The following is a 17,652-nucleotide window of genomic DNA, read 5'->3' as shown; positions in this document are numbered from 1 at the left end:
CTACCGCGCTTCAGTGGAGGTGGCGGCCGGAGGGCTTCCGCCCGCTTCGCCGTCGATGCGCGGCGCCGTGTCGCGCGACAGCTCGATGTCGTAGCGCACCGCGGGCCGGTCCTTCATGTCCAGCGTGAGGCCGCCCTGCTCGAAGCCCACCACGCGCACCGTGGACACCTTTCCTGGCTCCGCGTTGAAGGTGTAGCTGGATTGCACCTTGAACTTGTAGCCCTCCAGGTAGCTGAACACGCCGAAGCCGCCGCCCCGGTAGACGAGCCGCACCGCGAGCTGGTGCTGTCCCGGGACGATGCGCCCGTTGAAGACCTCGAACTGCTCGCGCTTGCTCAGCTCTTCGCCCTGGATGTCGACCTGCGTGAAGATGGGCGCGCCATCCAGCGCGTACGTCACCGACTCCAGGATGAAGGAGCTGCCCATCTCGTTCTTGTGGACGATGAGCGCGCGAGCCCCGGTGGTGACGTCTCCGCCCAGCACCGTCTCCTGGAGCAACAGGAGTCGGGCCTTGGAGCGGTAGATCTTCTCCTTCAGGTCGACGACCTGCTCCTCCAGCGTCTTCACCCGCGTGTTGAAGGCTTCATCCGCGGTGCTGTCGCCTTCGGAAGGGGCCACGGGAGGCGCCTCGGTGCTCGAGGCGGCGGCGGGCGCCGTGGGGCGCGGCTCCTGCGCGAGCGCCGCCCCACAGAGGGTGGCGCTCACGAGCGCGAGGAGGCGGAGGGTGGCGGCTGCGACACGCACTGTGCGACCTCAGGAGGCGGACGGCCCGGCCCGTCGGCAGCAGGTTGTAACACCCTTGGCCGCGAGGCGTCTTCTCACCCGCGGTACGGGAGTTGACTGCCCGGCTGCTCCCGGCTCAGCCGCCTTTCTTCAGCTCCGTGAGCACCAGCTTCGCCACGGCCTTGAGCGTGTCGAACACGCCCACGCCCGTGGGCGCCACGGCCTGATACTCGGGGATGTTGCGCGGGTTGATGGCCTTGCGCATCTCCTCCGGCGTCACCGCGTTGGGCAGGTCGCGCTTGTTGTACTGGAGGACGTACGGAATCTTGTTCAGGTCGTAGCCCTGCTCGGCCAGGTTCACACGGAGGTTTTCAATCGACTCCATGTTCGCCTCCATGCGCTCGATCTGACTGTCGGCCACGAACACGACGCCGTCCACGCCCTTGAGGATGAGCTTGCGGCTGGCGTCGTAGAACACCTGGCCGGGCACCGTGTAGAGGTGGAAGCGCGTCTTGAAGCCGCGGATCTCACCGAGCGACAGCGGCAGGAAGTCGAAGAAGAGCGTGCGGTCCGTCTCGGTGGAGAGGGAGATGAGCTTGCCCTTCGTCTCGGCCGCCGTCTTGTTGTAGATGTACTGGAGGTTGGTCGTCTTCCCGCAGAGACCCGGCCCGTAATAGACAATCTTGCAGTTGATTTCGCGGGATGAGTAGTTGATGAAGGACATGGCTTCCCGGGTTACTCGCTGAAGAGGTTGTCGATATCGTCGTCGGAGATCTCGGCGAACGGCGACCCGGCACCCGGGCTGTCCGTCTTCTTCACCAGACTCTCGAAGATCTTCGTCAGCTCGTCGCTGGCCTTCTTGATGCGCAGGCGGACGAGGCCGAGGCTGGTGCGGTTGTCGAAGATGACGACCAGCACGACCCGGCTGCCGACGATGGTCATGTAGAGCGAGTCCTTCGCCCCCTCATGGAACTGGTTGGGGAACTCGTTCTCACCGATCAGCTTGGCGAGTCCGCCCATCGCCGCCACGTTGCCGGCCGTCAGCGAGGCCAGGGACGTGGTGTCGATGTTCTGCGTCTGCCCGGCCGAGGAGATGAGTTGCCCGTTCTTGTCGACGAGGAACACCACCTTCGCGTTCGCGTCCTTGGTGAGCCGGTCGCAAACGGCGTTGATCTTGGTGAACTCCTCTTCGTACATCACCAGTTGCGTGCCCATGGGCGTATGCGCTCCTCAGCGTTCGCTCGCCCGTCTCACGGCAACACCCCGATTGTTTCTGGAGTGAATCCCGGAGGTTAGACGAGGCGCTACCGACCGTGAGGATGCTTAGCAAAGCCCCTCCACTCCAGCAAGAAGCCATCCGTTCCTCCCGGTGAGAACGCGGCTCGTCCGCTGCCCCCGCCACCCAGGGGGTCCTCGTCAAGCGTCTTTCTGGGTCCCCGGATGACGCCGGTTTGGGAGTGTTCGCGGCTTTCTCTATACTCCGCCGGGCTTTGACGCCCCCACGCCCCCTTGCCCCCATCCTGGCGCGTCTGGCGCCCTTGCTGTTGGTGCTGGTCAGCTCCCCGTCCGTCCGGGCGGAGGAGGTGCGCGAGCGAGCCTCGCTGCGCCTGCGCTACGGCGTGGCCCTCCGCAATGGTGCCCAGGCGGATGTAGGGCCTGGGCTCACCTACGACGGCTTCACCCCGAATGATCTGGCGGCGGTGGGCTCGGTCTGGGCGGGTTCCTGGCTGGGTGGGTGGGCAGCGGTGCAGCGCGAGGGCTTCGACTTGAAGGAGGGCTCCTTGCGGATCACCGGGGGCAGCCTTTTGCGGGCGTCGGTGGGTCCCAAGGTGCGCACCTGGTTGGGGCCGGTGCGGGCGGAGGTGGGCGCGGGCTATGGATATGCGCAGTTGCCGCACTTCGGTGCGTCCTCGGAGCCGGTGCTGTCGCGAGGGGTGCGGCACGCGGCGCTGGTGAGCGGGAGCCTGCGGCTGCCGCTGTTCACCCGGTTGGAGGTGGAGGCGCGGGGCGAGGTGCCGGTGTCGTTGGCGGTTCGTGACTCGGCTGGGGCGAAGGCGGAGGCGAAGGGTTTTGCCGCGGGTGGCGCGCTCCTGTTCCCGCTGACGGGCACGCAGCGCTGGTCCGGCACGCTGCTCGTGGACTTCCAGCACGTGCAGGACACGGTGACGCTCGCGGATGGGACTCGGTCCGAGCAGCGCATGCGTCGGGTGGGCGCGGCGCTGGAGCTGACCTGGAATGATGCGCCCGAGTTCCGGGCATCGGAGCCGCTGCCTCCTGAGCGGGTGCCGGCGGGAGGCCTGTCGCTCCAGGTGCTGGACGCGGAGTCGGGCGCGCCGCTGGCGGGAGCGCGGGTGGTGCTGGTGTCGGCAGGCGTGGAGAGCGCGCCGCGCGAGGCGGATGCGCAGGGCTCGCTGGAGAACGTGGAGCTGCCGCCAGGTGACGTCGTGGCTCGGGTGAGCGTGGATGGCTACGAGCCCGCGGAGGGTCGAGTCACCGTGGAGGACGGTGGGCGGGTGGCGCTGTCGGTGCGCGCGCGCAAGCTGCCGCCTCCCACGGGGGGCCTGAAGGTGACGGTGGTGAGCGCGGGCAACGGGGTACCGTTGCCGGGGGTGCGGCTGACGGTGGGGGCCGTGGAGGTGCGCACGGACATGAGGGGCGAGGCGTGGGTGAAGTCGCTGCCGCCAGGGCCCGTGGCCGTGGTGGCGAAGTCGCCGGGCTATCGGGTGGCGGAAGAGGCGGCCATCATCATCGCGGGGCAGGAGACGGCGCTGTCCGTGCCGCTCGCCTCGGAGCGCAAGGGCGAGCCCGCGACGCTCACGGGCCAGGTGCGCAGTGCTCGGGGCGGAAAGCCCATCGCGGCCACGCTGCTCATCCCGCAGGCGAAGGTGAAGGCGCGCACGGATGCGAAGGGTGCGTTCACCTTCAAGGTGCGCGGTGGCACCTACCGCATCACCATTTCCGCGCGCGGCTACCTGTCGCAATCCAAGCTCGTCACCTTGAAGGATGGAGAGCAGGCCATCTTCAACGTCGACCTCTTCCCGAGGCAGCGGCGGTGAGTGACACGCTTCCCAGGCTCGCTGTCCTCGCGGAGGGAGGGCGGGCAGGTCCTCTGCGATATCGGTCTCCCGCGGAGGCCGAAATTGTGCGCCGCACGCGGTCCTCGCTCGGTCGTCTCGCTGAAGGAAGTCGCGCAGGCCCGCCTCAACGTCGACCTCTTCCCGAGGCAGCGGCGGCGGTGAATGACCCGCCTCCCTGGCTCGTTGCCTCGCTGAGGGAAGGCGAGCAGCCCTCTTCCATGTCGATTTCATCCCGAGGCCTCAACGGTGAGTAACGCGCGTCCCTGGCTCCTGGTCCTCCTGCTCGTCGCGACGGCCTGCGACGAAGAGGCGACCACTCCGTCCAGCCCCGTCGCTGAGGCTCCTGCCTCGCCCGACGCGGGACCCTCCGTGGAGCTGGCTCGCCTGGAGGGCCTGTCCGGCGAGGTGCTGGTGGAGCGCGGTGGCAAGAAGGTCCCCGCGCGGGAAGGCCCGCTGTACTCGGGTGACGCGCTGGAGACGGGCGCGACGGGCGCGGCGACGATGCGCTTCGCGGACGGGCGCTCGGTGGAGGTGGGCTCCGACGCACGCGTCGGCGTGGGCGAAGAGGCCGGGAGCGTGGTGCTGACCGTGGAGCGCGGCATCGTGCTGTCGCGAGTCCCCGCGCGCCCGGCCGGCGCTCCCTCGAGTGGCAAGAAGGTGTCGCTGACACTGCTGACGCCCTTCGGCCTCACGCGCGTGGGCTCCGAGCCCAGCGAGGTGAGCGTGCAGGTGACGAAGGCCTCCGGCCGCGTGGAAGTGAAGCTGGGCGCCATCGAGTTCGTGTCCAAGGATGGCCAGCAGCTGCGCGCGTCGGAGGGTGACTCGGTGGAGGTGTCGGCGGGTCGAGCGGAACTGCTGCTGCGCGGCTCGCGGCTCGTGGAACTCTCACCCATTCCGGTGACGGTGCGGCTGGGCTCGGGGCGCGCGGAGATGCGCGGCAAGGGCGCGAAGCGTTGGCGTCCGGTGCGCACGGATGGCGACGTGCTGGCGCCGGGAGATGGCGTGCGCACGCGCGGCAGTGGCACGGCGGAGTTGATGCTGCAGGGCTCGTCCTCGCAGCTCTCGCTGGGGCCCTCGGCGGAGATGGTGCTGGAGGGCGCGGGGCAGGGGGGCACGCGGGACGAGGCCCGGATGGACCTGCGCCAGGGTGGGCTCGGTGTCCAGCTCGCGCAGGGACGCGAGAGTCGTGTGGTGCTGCCCGGGCTCACGCTGGAGGGTGACGGCGCGTCGCGACTGGCGGTGCGGCGCACCTCGACGGGCTATCTGGTCGATGCGCACACGGGGCGGGTGACGCTGGTGCGCGGGGACGTGCGCCAGCCGCTGCGTGCCGGAGAGCGAGCGACGGTGACAGGCGAGACGGGCGAGGCGCGCATCGAGGCGCTCGGACCGGCGCCCCTGCTGCTCGGCGAGGGAGACGGCACGGAGGTCTACCACCAGGGGATGCCCGAGGTGGCCATTGGCTGGGAGAAGGAGGGGGAGGTGACGGTGGAGGTGGCCTCGGACGAGGCCTTCACGCGGCCCCTGCTGTCCGGCACGGTGTACCAGTCCTTCGTCAACGTCCCGGCTCCCGCGCGCGGCCTGCTGTACTGGCGGGTGCGTGGCAAGGACGGCAAGGAGCTCGTGAAGGGCAGCGCGACGTTCGCCCCGGAGCGGCTCGGCGGAGACCTGGACCGCGTGCGCAACGTGGTGCCGGAGGGGCTGGAGAAAACGACCATCTTCTATCAAGACAAGCCGCCGTCGGTGACGTTCACCTATGCGGAGGAGGCGTCGGCGGCGCGGTACAAGGTGGCGGTGTATCGGGTGGGCGCGCTGGAGAAGCCAGTGGCCGAGCGCACGGTGACGGAGGCTCGCGCGGCGCTGGACGCGGGCGCGCTGGGAGAGGGCAGCTACCTCTGGTCCGTCACGCCGCTGTCCGCGACGGGCGAGCAACTGAAGGGGGGACGGATGAACAAGCTCGAGCTGGTGTACGACAACTCAGTACCGATGCTCCTGGTGTCGCAGCCGCGCAACGGCCAGCGGGCCGCGTCGAAGGTGAGGACCACGGGCGTGGCGCCCGTGAATGCGCGCCTGTCCATCAATGGACGTCCCGTCTCCCTGGATGGCAAGCACCGCTTCGATACCTGGGTGGAGCCAGTGGGCGCGCCCCCGTTGCTGGTGTTTAAGATGACCCGTCCCGGTGCTCCGGATGTTCATACGGTCCGCACCCTGAGACAGCGAGGGCCTTGAGGATGTCACCCACCCAGACGACACATCCTGGCTCCGAGGACGCGCCGCCGCCGCTGTTGCGCCCGTATGGGCCCTACGTGCTGGTTCGGAAGCTGGCCGAGGGCGGCATGGCGGAGATCTTCCTCGCCAAGCTGCTGGGCGCGGACGGCTTCGAGCGCAACGTCGTCATCAAGCGGATGCTGCCGCACCTGTCGAGCATCCCTGACTTCGTGGAGATGTTCCGGGACGAGGCGCGGCTGGCCGCGAAGCTCACGCACCCCAACATCGTCCAGATTCAGGAGTTGGGCTTCACCGAGGGCTGCTACTACATCTGCATGGAGTACCTCGCGGGCGAGGACTTCTCCACGACGCTGCGGCTGGCCGGTCGTCGGCGGCAGTATCTGCCGTTCCCGATTGTGCTGCGGGTGCTCATCGATTCGGCGCGAGGGCTGCACTACGCGCACGAGTTCACGAATGACATGGGGCAGCCGCAGAACGTGGTCCACCGCGACGTCTCTCCGTCGAACCTGTACCTGACGTATCAGGGGCAGGTGAAGGTGCTGGATTTCGGCATCGCCAAGGCCGAGTCGCGGCTCGCCAACACGCGCACCGGCGTCGTGAAGGGCAAGTACATGTACATGGCGCCGGAGCAGGCGAAGGGCGGGGAGGTGGACCGTCGCGCGGACATCTTCGCGCTCGGCGTCAGCCTGTTCGAGGCACTCACGCACGTGCGGCCCTTCTCGCGAGAGAACGACCTCGCGGTGCTCAACGCGCTCTTGCACAACGAGTTCAAGCGCCCGCGCGAGCTGCGGCCCGACCTGCCCGTCGAACTGGAGGCCATCGTCCTGAAGGCGATGTCTCCGTTTCCGGAAGACCGTCACCCCACGGCGGAGGCGTTCGCCGAGGACCTGGAGGCCTTCCTCGGCGAGCACCTGAGCGCCGCCGGCACGCCGCAGCTCAGCGCGTTCCTCCGCTCCCATTTCGGCGAGGAGCGCTTCACGGAGCGCACCCGCATCCCCACGCTGGCCTCGCTCTCCGCGGCCCTGGGGGTCGTGACGCAGGCCACCGGGTTGATGGAGACGGGGACGAACGTGGTGGGCGCTCCGGTCTCCGTGGGCGGAAGCACCGATGTCGCCACCGCGCGCGCCTGGGGGGCCCGTTCCCCCGCGTCGTCATCGGGACTGGTGCCCGCCGCGACGAAGACGCCGGCCACCGAGACCTCCGTTCCACCCGTCGAGGCCCCGCGTTCCCGAGGCTGGCGTCCGCTCGTCGTCGGCCTCGCGGGAGGCTTGCTGCTCGCGAGCGTGGGGCTCGTGGGATACCGGCAGCTCGTCGCGCCCGCGTCGTCGGGTGGCGAGGTGGCGGCTCACGTGCCCACGGCTCCCGCGAATGACGTGAGCATGAAGGTCCAGAAGCCTGAGCCGGTCCCCGTGCCCACTCCGCCAGAGGTGGTGGCCGCGCCCGTGGGGACGACCGTGCAGGGGCCGGAGGCTGTCCCGACCACCCCTGAAGGTAATCCGCCAGCGGCCGTGGGAGCCCAGGCGGCGCTGCCGGGCAAGGGCGACGACGAGGTGGCCGAGAAGCCGCTGAAGGCGCCACCGGCCAAGAAGCGCATGACGCTGGGCGTGGGGGACATCACCCGCGTGGTGGAGAAGGGGCGCTCGCGCATCACCGCGTGCTTCGAGAAGAACCGCGCGGACCTGCCGACGAGCGAAGGGCAGGTGCAGGTGGAGTTCTCCATCGTCTCGTCGGGTGCCGTGCGTGCGGGCGTGCGCGGACCGCTGGCCGAGACGGCGGTGGGCCGCTGCCTCCAGTCCCAGGCGCAGCGGCTGCGCTTCCCGGCGCATCGCGACGAGGAGGTCAACGTACTGGTGCCGTTCGCCTGGCGGCTGACCCGGTAGGAAGCGCGGCGCCGGTGTTTGGCGCCGCGGGGTGCCTCAGAGGTCGCGGCGGGCGGACAGTGCCTTCGCCAGTGTGGCCTGGTCGGCGAACTCCAAATCACCACCCATGGGCAGGCCCTGGGCGATGCGGGTGACACGCAGACCCATGGGCTTGAGCAGTCGCGTCAGGTACAGCGCGGTGGCCTCGCCCTCGACGTCCGGGTTGGTGGCGAGGATGAGCTCCTCCACCCGGCTGTCGTTGAGGCGCTCCAGCAGTTCCTTGATGCGAAGCTGCTCGGGGCCCACGCCTTCGAGCGGAGACAGCACGCCGTGCAGGACGTGGTAGCGACCCTTGAACTCCCGGGTGCGCTCCAGCGCCATCAGGTCGGCGAAGGTCTCCACGACGCACAGCACGCGGTCGTCACGGCGGTGGTCGCGGCAGAAGCCACAGGTCTCCGTGTCGGTGAGGGAGAAGCAGCGCACGCACAGGTGCACCTTCTCCTTCACCTCTCGGATGGCCTGCGACAGGTCCGCGGCGTACTCACCGGGAGCACGCAGAATGTGGAACGCGAGGCGCTGGGCGGTCTTTTCGCCAATGCCCGGCAGCTTCGCGAGCTGGGCGACGAGGCGGTTCAGCGGATCGGGCGTCATCCGGTATCAGGTAACGCCGGGGATCTTGATGCCGCCGGAGATTTTGGCCAGCTCGCGCTGCATGTGCTGACGGCTGCTCGCCAGGGCGCCATTCACGGCGGCGATGATGAGGTCCTCGAGCATCGACGTGTCGTTCGGGTCGATGACTTCCTTGTTGATCTTGATGCTGCGGATCTCCTGGATGCCGTTGGCCACGACGGTGACGCGGCCATCGCCAGCCGTGGCCTCGACGGTCTCCTCGGCCAGCTGCTGCTTCCGCTCTTCAATCTTCTCCGTCAGCTTGTTCGCCTGCCGGATGAAGTAGTTCAGGTCGACGCCAGGCATGTGCTTCCTCGGTACTCGGGGGAGCGGCACCCTTCATGGGTCCGCTCGGGCGTGGAGTGTGGCGCGCACCCTACCGTTGCGCGGGGACAAAGTCAGGCGCTGTCGTCGGGAGCTTCGATTGGAGCGTCGGCGGGCGAGGCGGCGGCGGGGCGCTCGGGCTCGTAGATCTGGATGTGCTCGATTTCTCCACCCAGCCTCAGGAGCACGGCGCGGACCGAGGCGTGGTTGCGCACCTTGCTCTCGGTGTTCTTCTCGTGGGTGGCCCGGCTCTGTGCGTCACGCTCGGCGATGCTGAGCGAGGCCCGCGTGTCGTCTGCGGACACGTCCTGGAAGGACAGCTTCACCGCTCGGCCGAAGTGCTCGGCGAGGAGCTTGTCGATGATGGTCTTCCCCGCCGCGGCGGACACCGTCATCCGGTGCAGGCCGGCGGAGGGCAGGAAGCCGAGGATGATTTCCCCGGCCTTCATTGACACGAGTCGGCCGTTGGCGAGCGCGGTGCCGTGCCGGAGGGAGGAGGCCTTGACGCTCTCCACCGCGGCCCGCCAGCGCTCAATCAGCGGGAGGTTCGGGTTGTCGCGGCCTCGTGCCCCCGCGGGTGCGGGCGAGGTGGCGAGCACGGGAGGCGGCTCCGGCTCCGGCTCGGCGGCGGGAAGCTCGGGTTCGGGGATGCACTCGCCGGAGGCACAGCCGCCCGGGGAGGCTTCCTCCGGGTAGAAGCGCGAGTCCTCGTCGTCGACGGCCACGGACTCGGGCGGGCCCGGTGGGGCTTCCGGCTTGCGGACGTTGATGACGCGGACACTGGGCGCGGGCTCGGTGGTGCGAGAGAGCGGGGTGGCTCCGGCGTGAGGTCCGGGCGAGCCCACGGGCGCGGAGGGGGCGGTCCCGACGGCGGGCGGGGTGGCGGTGCCCTGGCGCAGGAAGGACAGGGGACGCGCGGCCGAGGGTGGCAGTCCGTCCAGCACGGGGCCCGAGGGCAGGGGAGTCTCGACGGCGAAGCCGCCGGGGCGAGGAGGGGCTTCCGTGCTGGTTTGCCCGCCCGTGGCATTGCGCAGGAAGGACAGGGGACGCGCGGCGGAGGGCGGCAGGCCGGCGATCACCGGGCCGGTGGCGGCGACGGGAGGCGCGACGGTGGGGGTCGGAGGTGGGCTCCACGCACCCGAGGGTCCTGAGTCTGATGTGCCGCCAGAGTGCTGAGGCAGCTCGATGTCATCCGGAGGCTCGGCCACGTAGTCCGACTCGTCGTAGCGCGAGGCTCCGAAGTCACGCGGCGCAGCCTGGACGTTTGGGGCCTGCGGGCCTTGTGCGGACTCGGCGTAGCGAGCGGTGTTGGCGTCGGGAGGAATCCCGTCCGAGTGCGGCGTCTGGCCCTCTTGCGTCGACTCGGTGAATCGAGCGGGCCCTGCACCGAGCGGTGCTTGAGGAACCTGGGTGTGCTCGCTGACTCGAGCCGCGCCCGTGTCGCGAGGTGCTCCCTGGGTCGACCACGGCGCATCCCCCCCTATCCGAGTATCGACATCGGAGAGAGGCCCGGACGCGCTTCCAGCGGGCGCCGGTACCGAAGGGGCACGCGCTATCGAAGCAGCGGAATCAAAGGCTGTACCGCGAGCCTCCCAGGTGGGGGGAGGCGGGGCGGAGACTTCCGGACGAGGAGCCTGGCGGGGCTCAGGCGCGAAAGTTCGTGGAGCTGGAGCGACCTCCTGGCGCTCCAGCATTGGTCTTGTTGGCACCCTCACCCTGGGGAAGTCCGGCGGCGAGCCGGTCTACCCGCGCCAGCAGCTCCGGAATGGATCCACCCGGCGACAACTGGATGGCCTTCAGGAGCGCCATCTCCAACGCGAGCCTTGGCTGCGCCGCACGGGACACATCCCAGACGCTGCCGTGCACCACGTCGAACAGGCGGGTGAGCTGCGCGCTCTCTGCTTCCTTCGCCAGCGCGATGAGCGCCTTCTGCTCGGACTCAGCCAGTTCGGCGGGCGCCTCGCCCAGCGTCTTCGTGACGAAGAGGTGGCGCAACTGGAGCGCCAGCTCCTCCGCGAGCCGCTTCAAGTCGAGCCCGCGGTTGAAGACCTCCTCCACGCGCTCGAGTATGCGCTTGGCGTCCTTGCGCACCAGCGCCTCGGCGAAGTCCTGCACCATCGTCCGGTCGATGGCGCCCAGGGCCTCGGCGACTTCTTCATCCGTCGGACTGGCGCCACACGAGGCGAGCACCTGGTCCAGGAGGCTCAGCGCGTCGCGCATGCCGCCCTCGGACTGGCGCACGACGAGCGACAGCGAACGGTCGGAGATGCCCGCGCCTTCCGCCTTGCAGATCTCCTGGAGCCGCTGGAGCATCCGCGCCGCGGAGATGCGGCGGAAGTTGTGACGCTGGCAGCGCGAGAGAATCGTGTCCGGGAGCTTGTGCGCCTCCGTCGTCGCGAAGATGAACTTCACGTGACCGGGCGGCTCCTCCAGCGTCTTGAGCAGCGCGTTGAACGCCGCTCCGGACAGCATGTGGACCTCGTCGATGATGTAGATCTTGTGCCGGTCTCGCTGCGGCAGGTACTTCGCGTTCTCGCGAATCTCGCGGACGTTCTCGACGCCGTTGTTGGACGCACCGTCGATCTCCGCCACGTCCACGCTGGTGCCGTTGGCGATTTCGATGCACGCCCGGCACTCGCCGCACGGAGTCGCCGTGGGGCCCTTCTCACAGTTGAGGGCCTTGGCGAGCAGTCGAGCGGCCGTCGTCTTGCCGACACCACGAGGGCCGCAGAACAGGTACGCATGAGCGACCCGGTCCATCTTGATGGCGTTCGCGATGGTCCGGACGACGTGCTCCTGTCCGGTCATGTCATCGAACTTCTGCGGGCGCCATTTACGCGCGAGGACGAGGTAGCTCATGGGGGCCTTCATCTAAACACGATGGCGCGGAGGATCCATCTCCAGGCGCTGGGACTCAGCGTCCCAGGGCCTTGAGGACCACGCCCGCGGCGTTGTGGCCGGCCGCGCCGATGACGCTGCCGGCGGGGTGACAGCCCGCGCTGCAGAAATAGAGCCCCTGCACCGGCGTCTCGTAGGGCAGCCGGTCGGTGAAGCCCCGCTTGTTGTCCACATGGTGGATGTGGCCCCCCGTGATTCCGAAGTGGCTCTCGATTTTCGGGGGCGTGAGGGCGAAGTACTCCTGCACCTTGTCACTGGTCCCCGGGGCGAAGCGGTCGCAGATGGAGAGCAGATGTTGCACGTACCGCGACTCCTCCTTCTCCCACGTGGTGCCCTCCAGCTTGTAGGGCACCCACTCCACGAAGAGGGCGGAGTTGTGGTGCCCCTCGGCGTCGCGCAGCGTGGGGTCCACGGTGGTGTGGATGTACCACTCGATGGAGGGGAACTCCGACAGCTTGCCCGCCTGCGTCTCGCGGTACGAGCGCTCCAGCGCGCCGAGCACGTCGTCCTCCTGCGGCAGCAGGTGGATGGTGGGACCGAACTGGCCCTTGTCCTCGGGCAGACAGGTGAACCTGGGCAGGTCCTTCAGGCACAGGTTCACCTTGAGCGTGGTGCCCGGCACCGCCATCGCGTTCACCTTCGCGCGGTAGTCCGCCGGCAGCGCCGCCGAGTCCACCAGCTTCAGCGTGCGGAACGGGTCCCCGTTGGAGATGACGACGTTGGCGCTCAATTCCTCGCCATTCTCCAGCACCACGCCCTTCACCACGCCCGCGTCCACGCGAACCGAGGTCACCTTCGCGCCCGTGCGGATGGTGGCGCCGTACTTGCGCGCGACGTTGGCGATGGACTGGGTGACGGTGCCCATGCCGCCGCCGACAATCATCCACGTGCCGCCGCTGCCGGGCAGTCGGCACATGTTGTGGACGAGCAGGTTCATCCCTGTCCCCGGCGTGTCATAGCCGCCGTCCAGCCCGGAGAACGCGTCCGTCACCGCGTACATCGCCTTCACGAAGTCGGACTTGAAGCGGAAGCGCTCCAGGTACTGGCGCGCCGAGCCCCGACACAGCTGGATGAAGTTCTGCCGCAGAGCGGGACGGATGTAGCGCTCGGCGGTCTCCTCGATGGAGAGCGGGGGCAAAAGCCACGAGGGGGCCAGGTCGTCGCGCAGCGCGCCCAGCTCCGTGTTCATCGCCTGGTTGGCCTCCCAGTCCTCCTGGGAGAAGAACTCCAGGAACTGGCGCTTCAGCTCGCGCTCGTCCGAGCCGAACAAGAGATATCGCTTGCCCGTGGTGGGCAGGAAGTAGTGCGGGTCCCTCCGCTTGAGGGGCAGGTCCAGCTCCAGCTCGCGCAACAGCTCCGGCGGCATCAGGCCCAGGAGGTACGCGCCCGTGGACACGCCAAGCCCCGGCGCGCTCTTGAACGGGTACTCCGTGCGGCACGCCCCGCCAATGACGTCCTTGTCCTCCAGGACAGTGACTGACAGGCCCCGGCGCGCGAGCATCGCCGCTGTCACGAGCCCGTTATGTCCCGCTCCCACCACGATGACGTCCGGCATGTGTCTTCCTCCTCAGGGAACCGCGTTCCTACCCGAGCGAGGGCCTGCCGGACAAACGTCACCTGGCTTGCACCCGGGCGCGGGGCCGGGGAGAGTCCCCACCGCCCGTGTCCGCACCCCTGCCCGACGCACCCACCGCCCCCGTGTCGCTCGAGAACCCGCCGGCCGATGCTCATCGTCCCGAGCCTCGGAAGCACACACGCCTCACCTGGTTGTCGCTCGCGGGTGTGGCGCTCCTGCCCGCCATCGTCGCAGTGACGCAGCTGGGCCGCATCCATCCCGACGAGGTGTATCAGGCCCTGGAACCCGCCTACTGGCGCGTCCACGGCTACGGGGTGCTGGCATGGGAGTGGCGCGATGGCATCCGCAACTGGGCTGTGCCTGGGGTGCTGGCGGCCTTCCTCAAGCTGGCGCGGATGCTCGGCATCACCGACCCCCAGGGCTATCGCGCCGTGGTGGCCCTCCCCCAACTCGCGCTGCATGCGTGGAGCCTGTGGGCCGCATACCGCTTCTCCGCCCGTCGAGCCGGCCCCGTGGGAGGCTGGCTGGCCGTCCTGCTGCTGGGCCTCTATGGACCGGTGCTCGTCTTCGCCGGACGCACGCTGGCGGAGTCGTTCTCCACGTCTTTCCTCGTGGTGGCCATGGAGGCGTTGGACCGGCGCGAGCGCGAGGGCAGGGCGGGCCTCGTCGGTGGCGCGGCCCTGGGGTTCGCCGTTGTCACGCGCTACCCGTCCGCCATCTGTGTCGTCGCGGCGCTGCTCTGGTTGATGGCCGCCCGACGCTGGAAGCTCCTGGCCTTCACCTGCCTGGGGGGACTCGTGGTGGCCGCGGGGCTGGGCCTGCTGGACCACGTCACCTGGGGCAGCCCCTTCCATTCGTTCTTCAAGTACGTCCGCTTCAACGTCCTGTCCGGAGAAGCGGCGGCCCGTTTCGGCTCGGCGACCCCGGGCTTCTACGCGATGCCCCTGTTGATGGCGGTCCCCCTCTGGGGCTGGGCCGCCGTGCCGCTGGGCCTCTGGGCCCTGAAGCGCAAGGCCGGCGTGTCCCTGCCGCTCACGTGTGCGGGCATCTACCTGGCGGTGCTGCTGGCCACCGCGCACAAGGAGGAGCGCTTCCTCTACCCGGCCCTGGTGCTGGGACTCCTCGCTGCGGCCCCCGTTATCGCCGCCTTCATCACCTCGCGGGCCCACGGGGCAGTGCGCTGGGGGCTGGCCACGGTGGCGCTGGCCTCGGGGCTCGCTTCCGCGTTCTTCTTCCCGCCCAATGATCTCCGCGCGGACCAGTTCCGCGCCATCGTCGCGGCGACCCGGATGGGAGGCGCGACAGGGCTGGTCATCGTCAACGAGGGGCTGTGGGGCTCCGGCGGCTTCTTCTACCTGGGCCAGGAGATTCCCTGGCTCACCTGCGACTGGCCCCGGGACGGCGCCTTCCAGCAGGGCATGCGCGAGCGGCGCTTCAATCGCGTTGTCACCTTCGAGGACCGGGCCCTGCCTGAAATCCAGGCGGCGGGCTTCCGAATCGCGAAGCGCATTGGCCGAGAGACGCTGCTCGTCCGCGACTGAAGCCGAGTCAGAAGCTCGGTAGGGGAGGGCGTGAGCAAGGCGCCTGGCGTCCCCTCGTGTTCTTGCCCGCAAAGGCGAAGAGCCAGACCCCCGAAACGGGAGACTGGCTCTTCAGAACGGCCGGGACACACGCGGTAGATCGCTACCGTTGCTTCCTTCCGGACCTGGCGGGGTTCGCGCCCCCACGTTGTCCCGACCACAAAGGATGTAGACATCGACTGCTGAAACAACAACTACGGAGAGGGTGGGATTCGAACCCACGATACCCTTTCAGATATACACGCGTTCCAGGCGTGCGCCTTCAACCGCTCGGCCACCTCTCCAAGAAGTCTGGAGCGGAGAGCGTAGGATTCGAACCTACGATACCGTTCCCGGTATGCCTGATTTCGAGTCAGGTGCCTTCGACCACTCGGCCAGCTCTCCAAGTATTCAATTGTCGCGTCGTTTCGCGCGCAAGCGCTCGAAGAACGACTTTAGAAGAATCCGGCTGTCTTCCGCCAGGATACCACTCGTGACCTGGAGCCGGTGGTTGTGACGAGGCTCTTCGGCCAGATTGTAGAGAGAGCCGACTGCACCTGCCTTCGGGTCCATGGCGCCAAAGACGAGGCGCGTCACCCGGGACTGCACCAGCGCACCGGCGCACATCGCGCACGGTTCCAACGTCACATAAAGCGTGACGCCCGTCATCCTCCAGACCCCCAGATGCCTGCGAGCGGCATCCAGTGCGAGGACTTCCGCATGGGCAAGGGGATTGCGGTCCACTTCGCGACGGTTGAAACCCGTTCCAATGATGTTTCCATCATGGACCGCTACCGCACCGACGGGGACCTCTCCGAGTGTCGCGGCTTCCCGCGCGAGCGCGAGCGCCTGCTGCATGAAAGCTTCGTCGTCACTCATGGAGACGGCGTGAAAAGAAGGGAGCGCTCCCTGGAGGATTCGAACCTCCGGCCTTCGGATTCGTAGTCCGACGCTCTATCCAGCTGAGCTAAGGGAGCAAAATCTTCACGCACTGCTACAACAACAGGTGGCGGAGAGAGAGGGATTCGAACCCTCGATACCCTTTCGAGTATGCAGGTTTAGCAAACCTGTGCCTTCAGCCTCTCGGCCATCTCTCCAACTCTTCTCTGTCAAAGAACCGCAAAATTCAAGCACAAATTCGGAGGCGGTAGGATTCGAACCTACGGAGAGCTTGCACCCTCTGCGGTTTTCAAGACCGCTGCCTTCAACCGCTCGGCCACGCCTCCATACAACAACTTCAGCCGGCGGTGTCCCTCGGACCGACGTCGACCGTGGGGCCGCCCTTCTACCTCATTCCGCGCCCGTTGCAAGCGGATGATCACAGTTCTAGAGCGGCTTCAGTTCCTTGATGCCGCCCATGTAGGGCCAGAGCACTTCCGGGATGGCGACGGTGCCGTCGTCCCGCTGGTAGTTCTCCAGGATGGCGATGGAAGTGCGGCCCACCGCGAGCCCGCTGCCGTTCAGGGTATGGACGAGCTGCGGCTTGTCCCCCTTCTGGGCCCGGAAGCGAATCTTCGCCCGGCGGGACTGGAAGTCGCCGCAGTCCGAGCAGGACGAAATCTCCCGGTACGCGTTCTGCCCCGGCAGCCAGACCTCGATGTCGTACGTCTTGCGGGCGGAGAAGCCCATGTCTCCGGTGCACAGCAGCATCACCCGGTGGTGCAGGCCCAGGCGGCGCAGGATGTCGCACGCGTCGTCCGTCATCGACTCCAGCTCTTCCAGGCTCTTGTCGGGCTGGGCGAACTTCACCATCTCCACCTTGTGGAACTGGTGCTGGCGGATGAGGCCGCGGGTGTCCTTGCCGGCGGCGCCCGCCTCCGCGCGGAAGCACGGGCTGAAGGCGCAGTAGCGGATGGGCATCGACTCGCCCTCGAGGATTTCGTCCGCGTGGTAGTTGGTGACGGGCACTTCCGCGGTGGGGATGAGGAAGCGCTCGGGGTCGCCCAGCGTCTTGAAGGCGTCGTCCTCGAACTTGGGCAGCTGGCCCGTGCCCATCATCGTCTCGCGCAGCACCAGGTAGGGCGGAAGCAGCTCCGTGTAGCCCTTCTGGGTGTGCACATCGATCATGAACGTGACGAGCGCGCGCTCAAGCCTCGCCAGGGCGCCCTTGTAGAAGGTGAAGCGGCTGCCGGAGACCTTCGCGGCGCGCTCGAAGTCGAGCATGCCCAGCTTCTCCCCCAGCTCGAAGTGCTGCTTCGGCGTGAAGGGCAGGTTCGGCTTCTCACCCCAGCTCTTCACCTGGACGTTCTCGTCCGCGCTGGCTCCCACGGGCACGGACTCGTGCGGCAAGTTGGGGATGAGCAGGAGGATGCGGTCGATTTCCTCCTCCACCTCCTTGAGGCGGTTCTGCTTGTCCTTGATGTCCTGGGAGACGGCGCGAAGGTCGCCGCGCAGCGCGTCCAGCGCCTTGGGGTCCTCCTTCGCCTTCTGCTTCATCTCCTCGTTGGCGGCGTTGCGGCGCGCGGCCAGCGCCTCCATGGAGGCGAACAGCTTCCCGCGCTCGGAGAACAGCGCCTGGAAGGGGCCGAGGTCCAGGTTGCCGCCCCGCGTCTTCAGGCGAGCGACGACCGCATCGAAGTTCTGCGCAACGTTCCGGAGGTCCAGCATGTGGGACGCCTTGTAGTCACCCTCGGTGGGCGTCAGCAAGACTCCTCGCGCCCGGGGTGCTCAAGGGCGGACGCCCCGACCGCCGGGGGCCTGACGCCGGCCATCCCTGGAAGGACGGCCGGCTGTCGGCTGGC

Annotated in this window: 14 protein-coding genes, 5 tRNA genes and 1 other RNA gene; 4 read left to right on the top strand and 16 right to left on the bottom strand. The window is 68.3% G+C overall.

The annotated features are described in order from the left end of the window. From HUA78_RS32220 to mglB, 3 genes are all read right to left on the bottom strand, one after another. Entirely contained in the window at positions 1–744 is a 744-nt protein-coding gene (locus tag HUA78_RS32220) for a dihydrolipoamide acetyltransferase (protein WP_141648178.1), read from the bottom strand. A gap of 115 nt (positions 745–859) precedes the next feature. Beyond that, positions 860–1,447 carry a gliding-motility regulator Ras-like GTPase MglA gene (mglA, locus tag HUA78_RS32215; protein ID WP_141648177.1) on the bottom strand — a complete coding sequence of 196 codons (588 nt, stop codon included), beginning with the start codon at positions 1,445–1,447 and terminating at the stop codon, positions 860–862. An 11-nt stretch (positions 1,448–1,458) separates the two neighbouring features. Continuing rightward, positions 1,459–1,938: a gliding-motility regulator GTPase-activating protein MglB gene (gene mglB, locus HUA78_RS32210; RefSeq protein WP_002637270.1), complete on the bottom strand. Its 480-nt coding sequence runs from the start codon at positions 1,936–1,938 to the stop codon at positions 1,459–1,461. Positions 1,939–2,213: 275 nt separating this feature from the next. Here mglB and HUA78_RS32205 point away from each other — a divergent pair, with 275 nt between their 5' ends. The 3 genes from HUA78_RS32205 to HUA78_RS32195 all read left to right on the top strand — a co-directional run bounded on the left by HUA78_RS32205 (position 2,214) and on the right by HUA78_RS32195 (position 7,906). Next, complete coding sequence (locus tag HUA78_RS32205; RefSeq protein ID WP_174458522.1) at positions 2,214–3,779, top strand: collagen binding domain-containing protein; 1,566 nt, start codon at positions 2,214–2,216, stop codon at positions 3,777–3,779. A gap of 267 nt (positions 3,780–4,046) precedes the next feature. Continuing rightward, complete coding sequence (locus HUA78_RS32200) at positions 4,047–6,026, top strand: FecR domain-containing protein (RefSeq protein WP_174477855.1); 1,980 nt, start codon at positions 4,047–4,049, stop codon at positions 6,024–6,026. Between the two features lie 2 nt (positions 6,027–6,028). Continuing rightward, the gene (locus HUA78_RS32195) at positions 6,029–7,906 is read left to right on the top strand and encodes a protein kinase (RefSeq protein WP_174458524.1); all 1,878 of its coding nucleotides are present in this window, start codon (positions 6,029–6,031) and stop codon (positions 7,904–7,906) included. 36 nt (positions 7,907–7,942) lie between these two features. On the opposite strand, the gene recR is transcribed toward HUA78_RS32195, so the two are convergent. The 5 genes from recR to HUA78_RS32170 all read right to left on the bottom strand — a co-directional run bounded on the left by recR (position 7,943) and on the right by HUA78_RS32170 (position 13,331). Then, complete coding sequence (gene recR, locus HUA78_RS32190) at positions 7,943–8,536, bottom strand: recombination mediator RecR (protein ID WP_141649169.1); 594 nt, start codon at positions 8,534–8,536, stop codon at positions 7,943–7,945. Between the two features lie 6 nt (positions 8,537–8,542). Beyond that, a complete protein-coding gene (locus HUA78_RS32185) occupies positions 8,543–8,860 on the bottom strand; it encodes a YbaB/EbfC family nucleoid-associated protein (protein WP_141649168.1) in 318 nt (105 codons plus the stop codon). A 92-nt stretch (positions 8,861–8,952) separates the two neighbouring features. After that, positions 8,953–10,086, bottom strand: coding sequence for a DNA polymerase III subunit gamma/tau (locus tag HUA78_RS32180; RefSeq protein ID WP_371745702.1), 1,134 nt, complete (start codon positions 10,084–10,086; stop codon positions 8,953–8,955). Positions 10,087–10,522: 436 nt separating this feature from the next. Continuing rightward, a complete protein-coding gene (gene dnaX, locus HUA78_RS32175) occupies positions 10,523–11,737 on the bottom strand; it encodes a DNA polymerase III subunit gamma/tau (protein ID WP_141647245.1) in 1,215 nt (404 codons plus the stop codon). Between the two features lie 55 nt (positions 11,738–11,792). After that, positions 11,793–13,331 (bottom strand): NAD(P)/FAD-dependent oxidoreductase, encoded by a 1,539-nt coding sequence (locus HUA78_RS32170; protein ID WP_174464194.1) that lies wholly within the window; start codon positions 13,329–13,331, stop codon positions 11,793–11,795. A 107-nt stretch (positions 13,332–13,438) separates the two neighbouring features. On the opposite strand from HUA78_RS32170, the gene HUA78_RS32165 reads away from it, so the two are divergent. Further along, the gene (locus tag HUA78_RS32165; RefSeq protein ID WP_174477854.1) at positions 13,439–14,893 is read left to right on the top strand and encodes a glycosyltransferase family 39 protein; all 1,455 of its coding nucleotides are present in this window, start codon (positions 13,439–13,441) and stop codon (positions 14,891–14,893) included. 110 nt (positions 14,894–15,003) lie between these two features. Here HUA78_RS32165 and ffs read toward each other — a convergent pair. The 8 genes from ffs to serS form a co-directional block, all read right to left on the bottom strand. Further along, an RNA gene (ffs, locus tag HUA78_RS32160) (signal recognition particle sRNA small type) lies at positions 15,004–15,096 on the bottom strand. Between the two features lie 33 nt (positions 15,097–15,129). Then, positions 15,130–15,216 (bottom strand) — tRNA-Ser (locus HUA78_RS32155). A gap of 13 nt (positions 15,217–15,229) precedes the next feature. Next, a tRNA-Ser gene (locus HUA78_RS32150) sits at positions 15,230–15,316 on the bottom strand. Between the two features lie 6 nt (positions 15,317–15,322). After that, on the bottom strand, positions 15,323–15,790 hold the full coding sequence (gene tadA / locus HUA78_RS32145; protein ID WP_174458527.1) for a tRNA adenosine(34) deaminase TadA: 468 nt from the start codon (positions 15,788–15,790) through the stop codon (positions 15,323–15,325). Between the two features lie 24 nt (positions 15,791–15,814). Next, positions 15,815–15,888 (bottom strand) — tRNA-Arg (locus HUA78_RS32140). 30 nt (positions 15,889–15,918) lie between these two features. After that, positions 15,919–16,008, bottom strand: a tRNA-Ser gene (locus tag HUA78_RS32135). A gap of 42 nt (positions 16,009–16,050) precedes the next feature. Continuing rightward, a tRNA-Ser gene (locus HUA78_RS32130) sits at positions 16,051–16,137 on the bottom strand. A 100-nt stretch (positions 16,138–16,237) separates the two neighbouring features. Then, the gene (gene serS / locus HUA78_RS32125; protein ID WP_141647255.1) at positions 16,238–17,518 is read right to left on the bottom strand and encodes a serine--tRNA ligase; all 1,281 of its coding nucleotides are present in this window, start codon (positions 17,516–17,518) and stop codon (positions 16,238–16,240) included. Positions 17,519–17,652: the final 134 nt, after the last annotated feature.

Origin of the sequence: Myxococcus sp. CA033, from assembly GCF_013336625.1 — a bacterium.
In the GTDB taxonomy this organism is placed as follows: Bacteria; Myxococcota; Myxococcia; order Myxococcales; family Myxococcaceae; genus Myxococcus; species Myxococcus llanfairpwllgwyngyllgogerychwyrndrobwllllantysiliogogogochensis.
The sequence above is the reverse complement of the archived record's forward strand: the minus strand, read 5'-3'. Positions and strand labels throughout refer to the sequence as shown.

What these genes read in the sequence shown, in the direction of transcription:
- mglA (WP_141648177.1), bottom strand. Translation starts at nt 1,447, where the DNA reads ATGTCCTTCATCAACTACTCATCCCGCGAAATCAACTGCAAGATTGTC.
- mglB (WP_002637270.1), bottom strand. Translation starts at nt 1,938, where the DNA reads ATGGGCACGCAACTGGTGATGTACGAAGAGGAGTTCACCAAGATCAAC.
- HUA78_RS32195 (WP_174458524.1), top strand. Translation starts at nt 6,029, where the DNA reads ATGTCACCCACCCAGACGACACATCCTGGCTCCGAGGACGCGCCGCCG.
- recR (WP_141649169.1), bottom strand. Translation starts at nt 8,536, where the DNA reads ATGACGCCCGATCCGCTGAACCGCCTCGTCGCCCAGCTCGCGAAGCTG.
- HUA78_RS32185 (WP_141649168.1), bottom strand. Translation starts at nt 8,860, where the DNA reads ATGCCTGGCGTCGACCTGAACTACTTCATCCGGCAGGCGAACAAGCTG.
- dnaX (WP_141647245.1), bottom strand. Translation starts at nt 11,737, where the DNA reads ATGAGCTACCTCGTCCTCGCGCGTAAATGGCGCCCGCAGAAGTTCGAT.
- HUA78_RS32170 (WP_174464194.1), bottom strand. Translation starts at nt 13,331, where the DNA reads ATGCCGGACGTCATCGTGGTGGGAGCGGGACATAACGGGCTCGTGACA.
- tadA (WP_174458527.1), bottom strand. Translation starts at nt 15,790, where the DNA reads ATGAGTGACGACGAAGCTTTCATGCAGCAGGCGCTCGCGCTCGCGCGG.
- serS (WP_141647255.1), bottom strand. Translation starts at nt 17,518, where the DNA reads ATGCTGGACCTCCGGAACGTTGCGCAGAACTTCGATGCGGTCGTCGCT.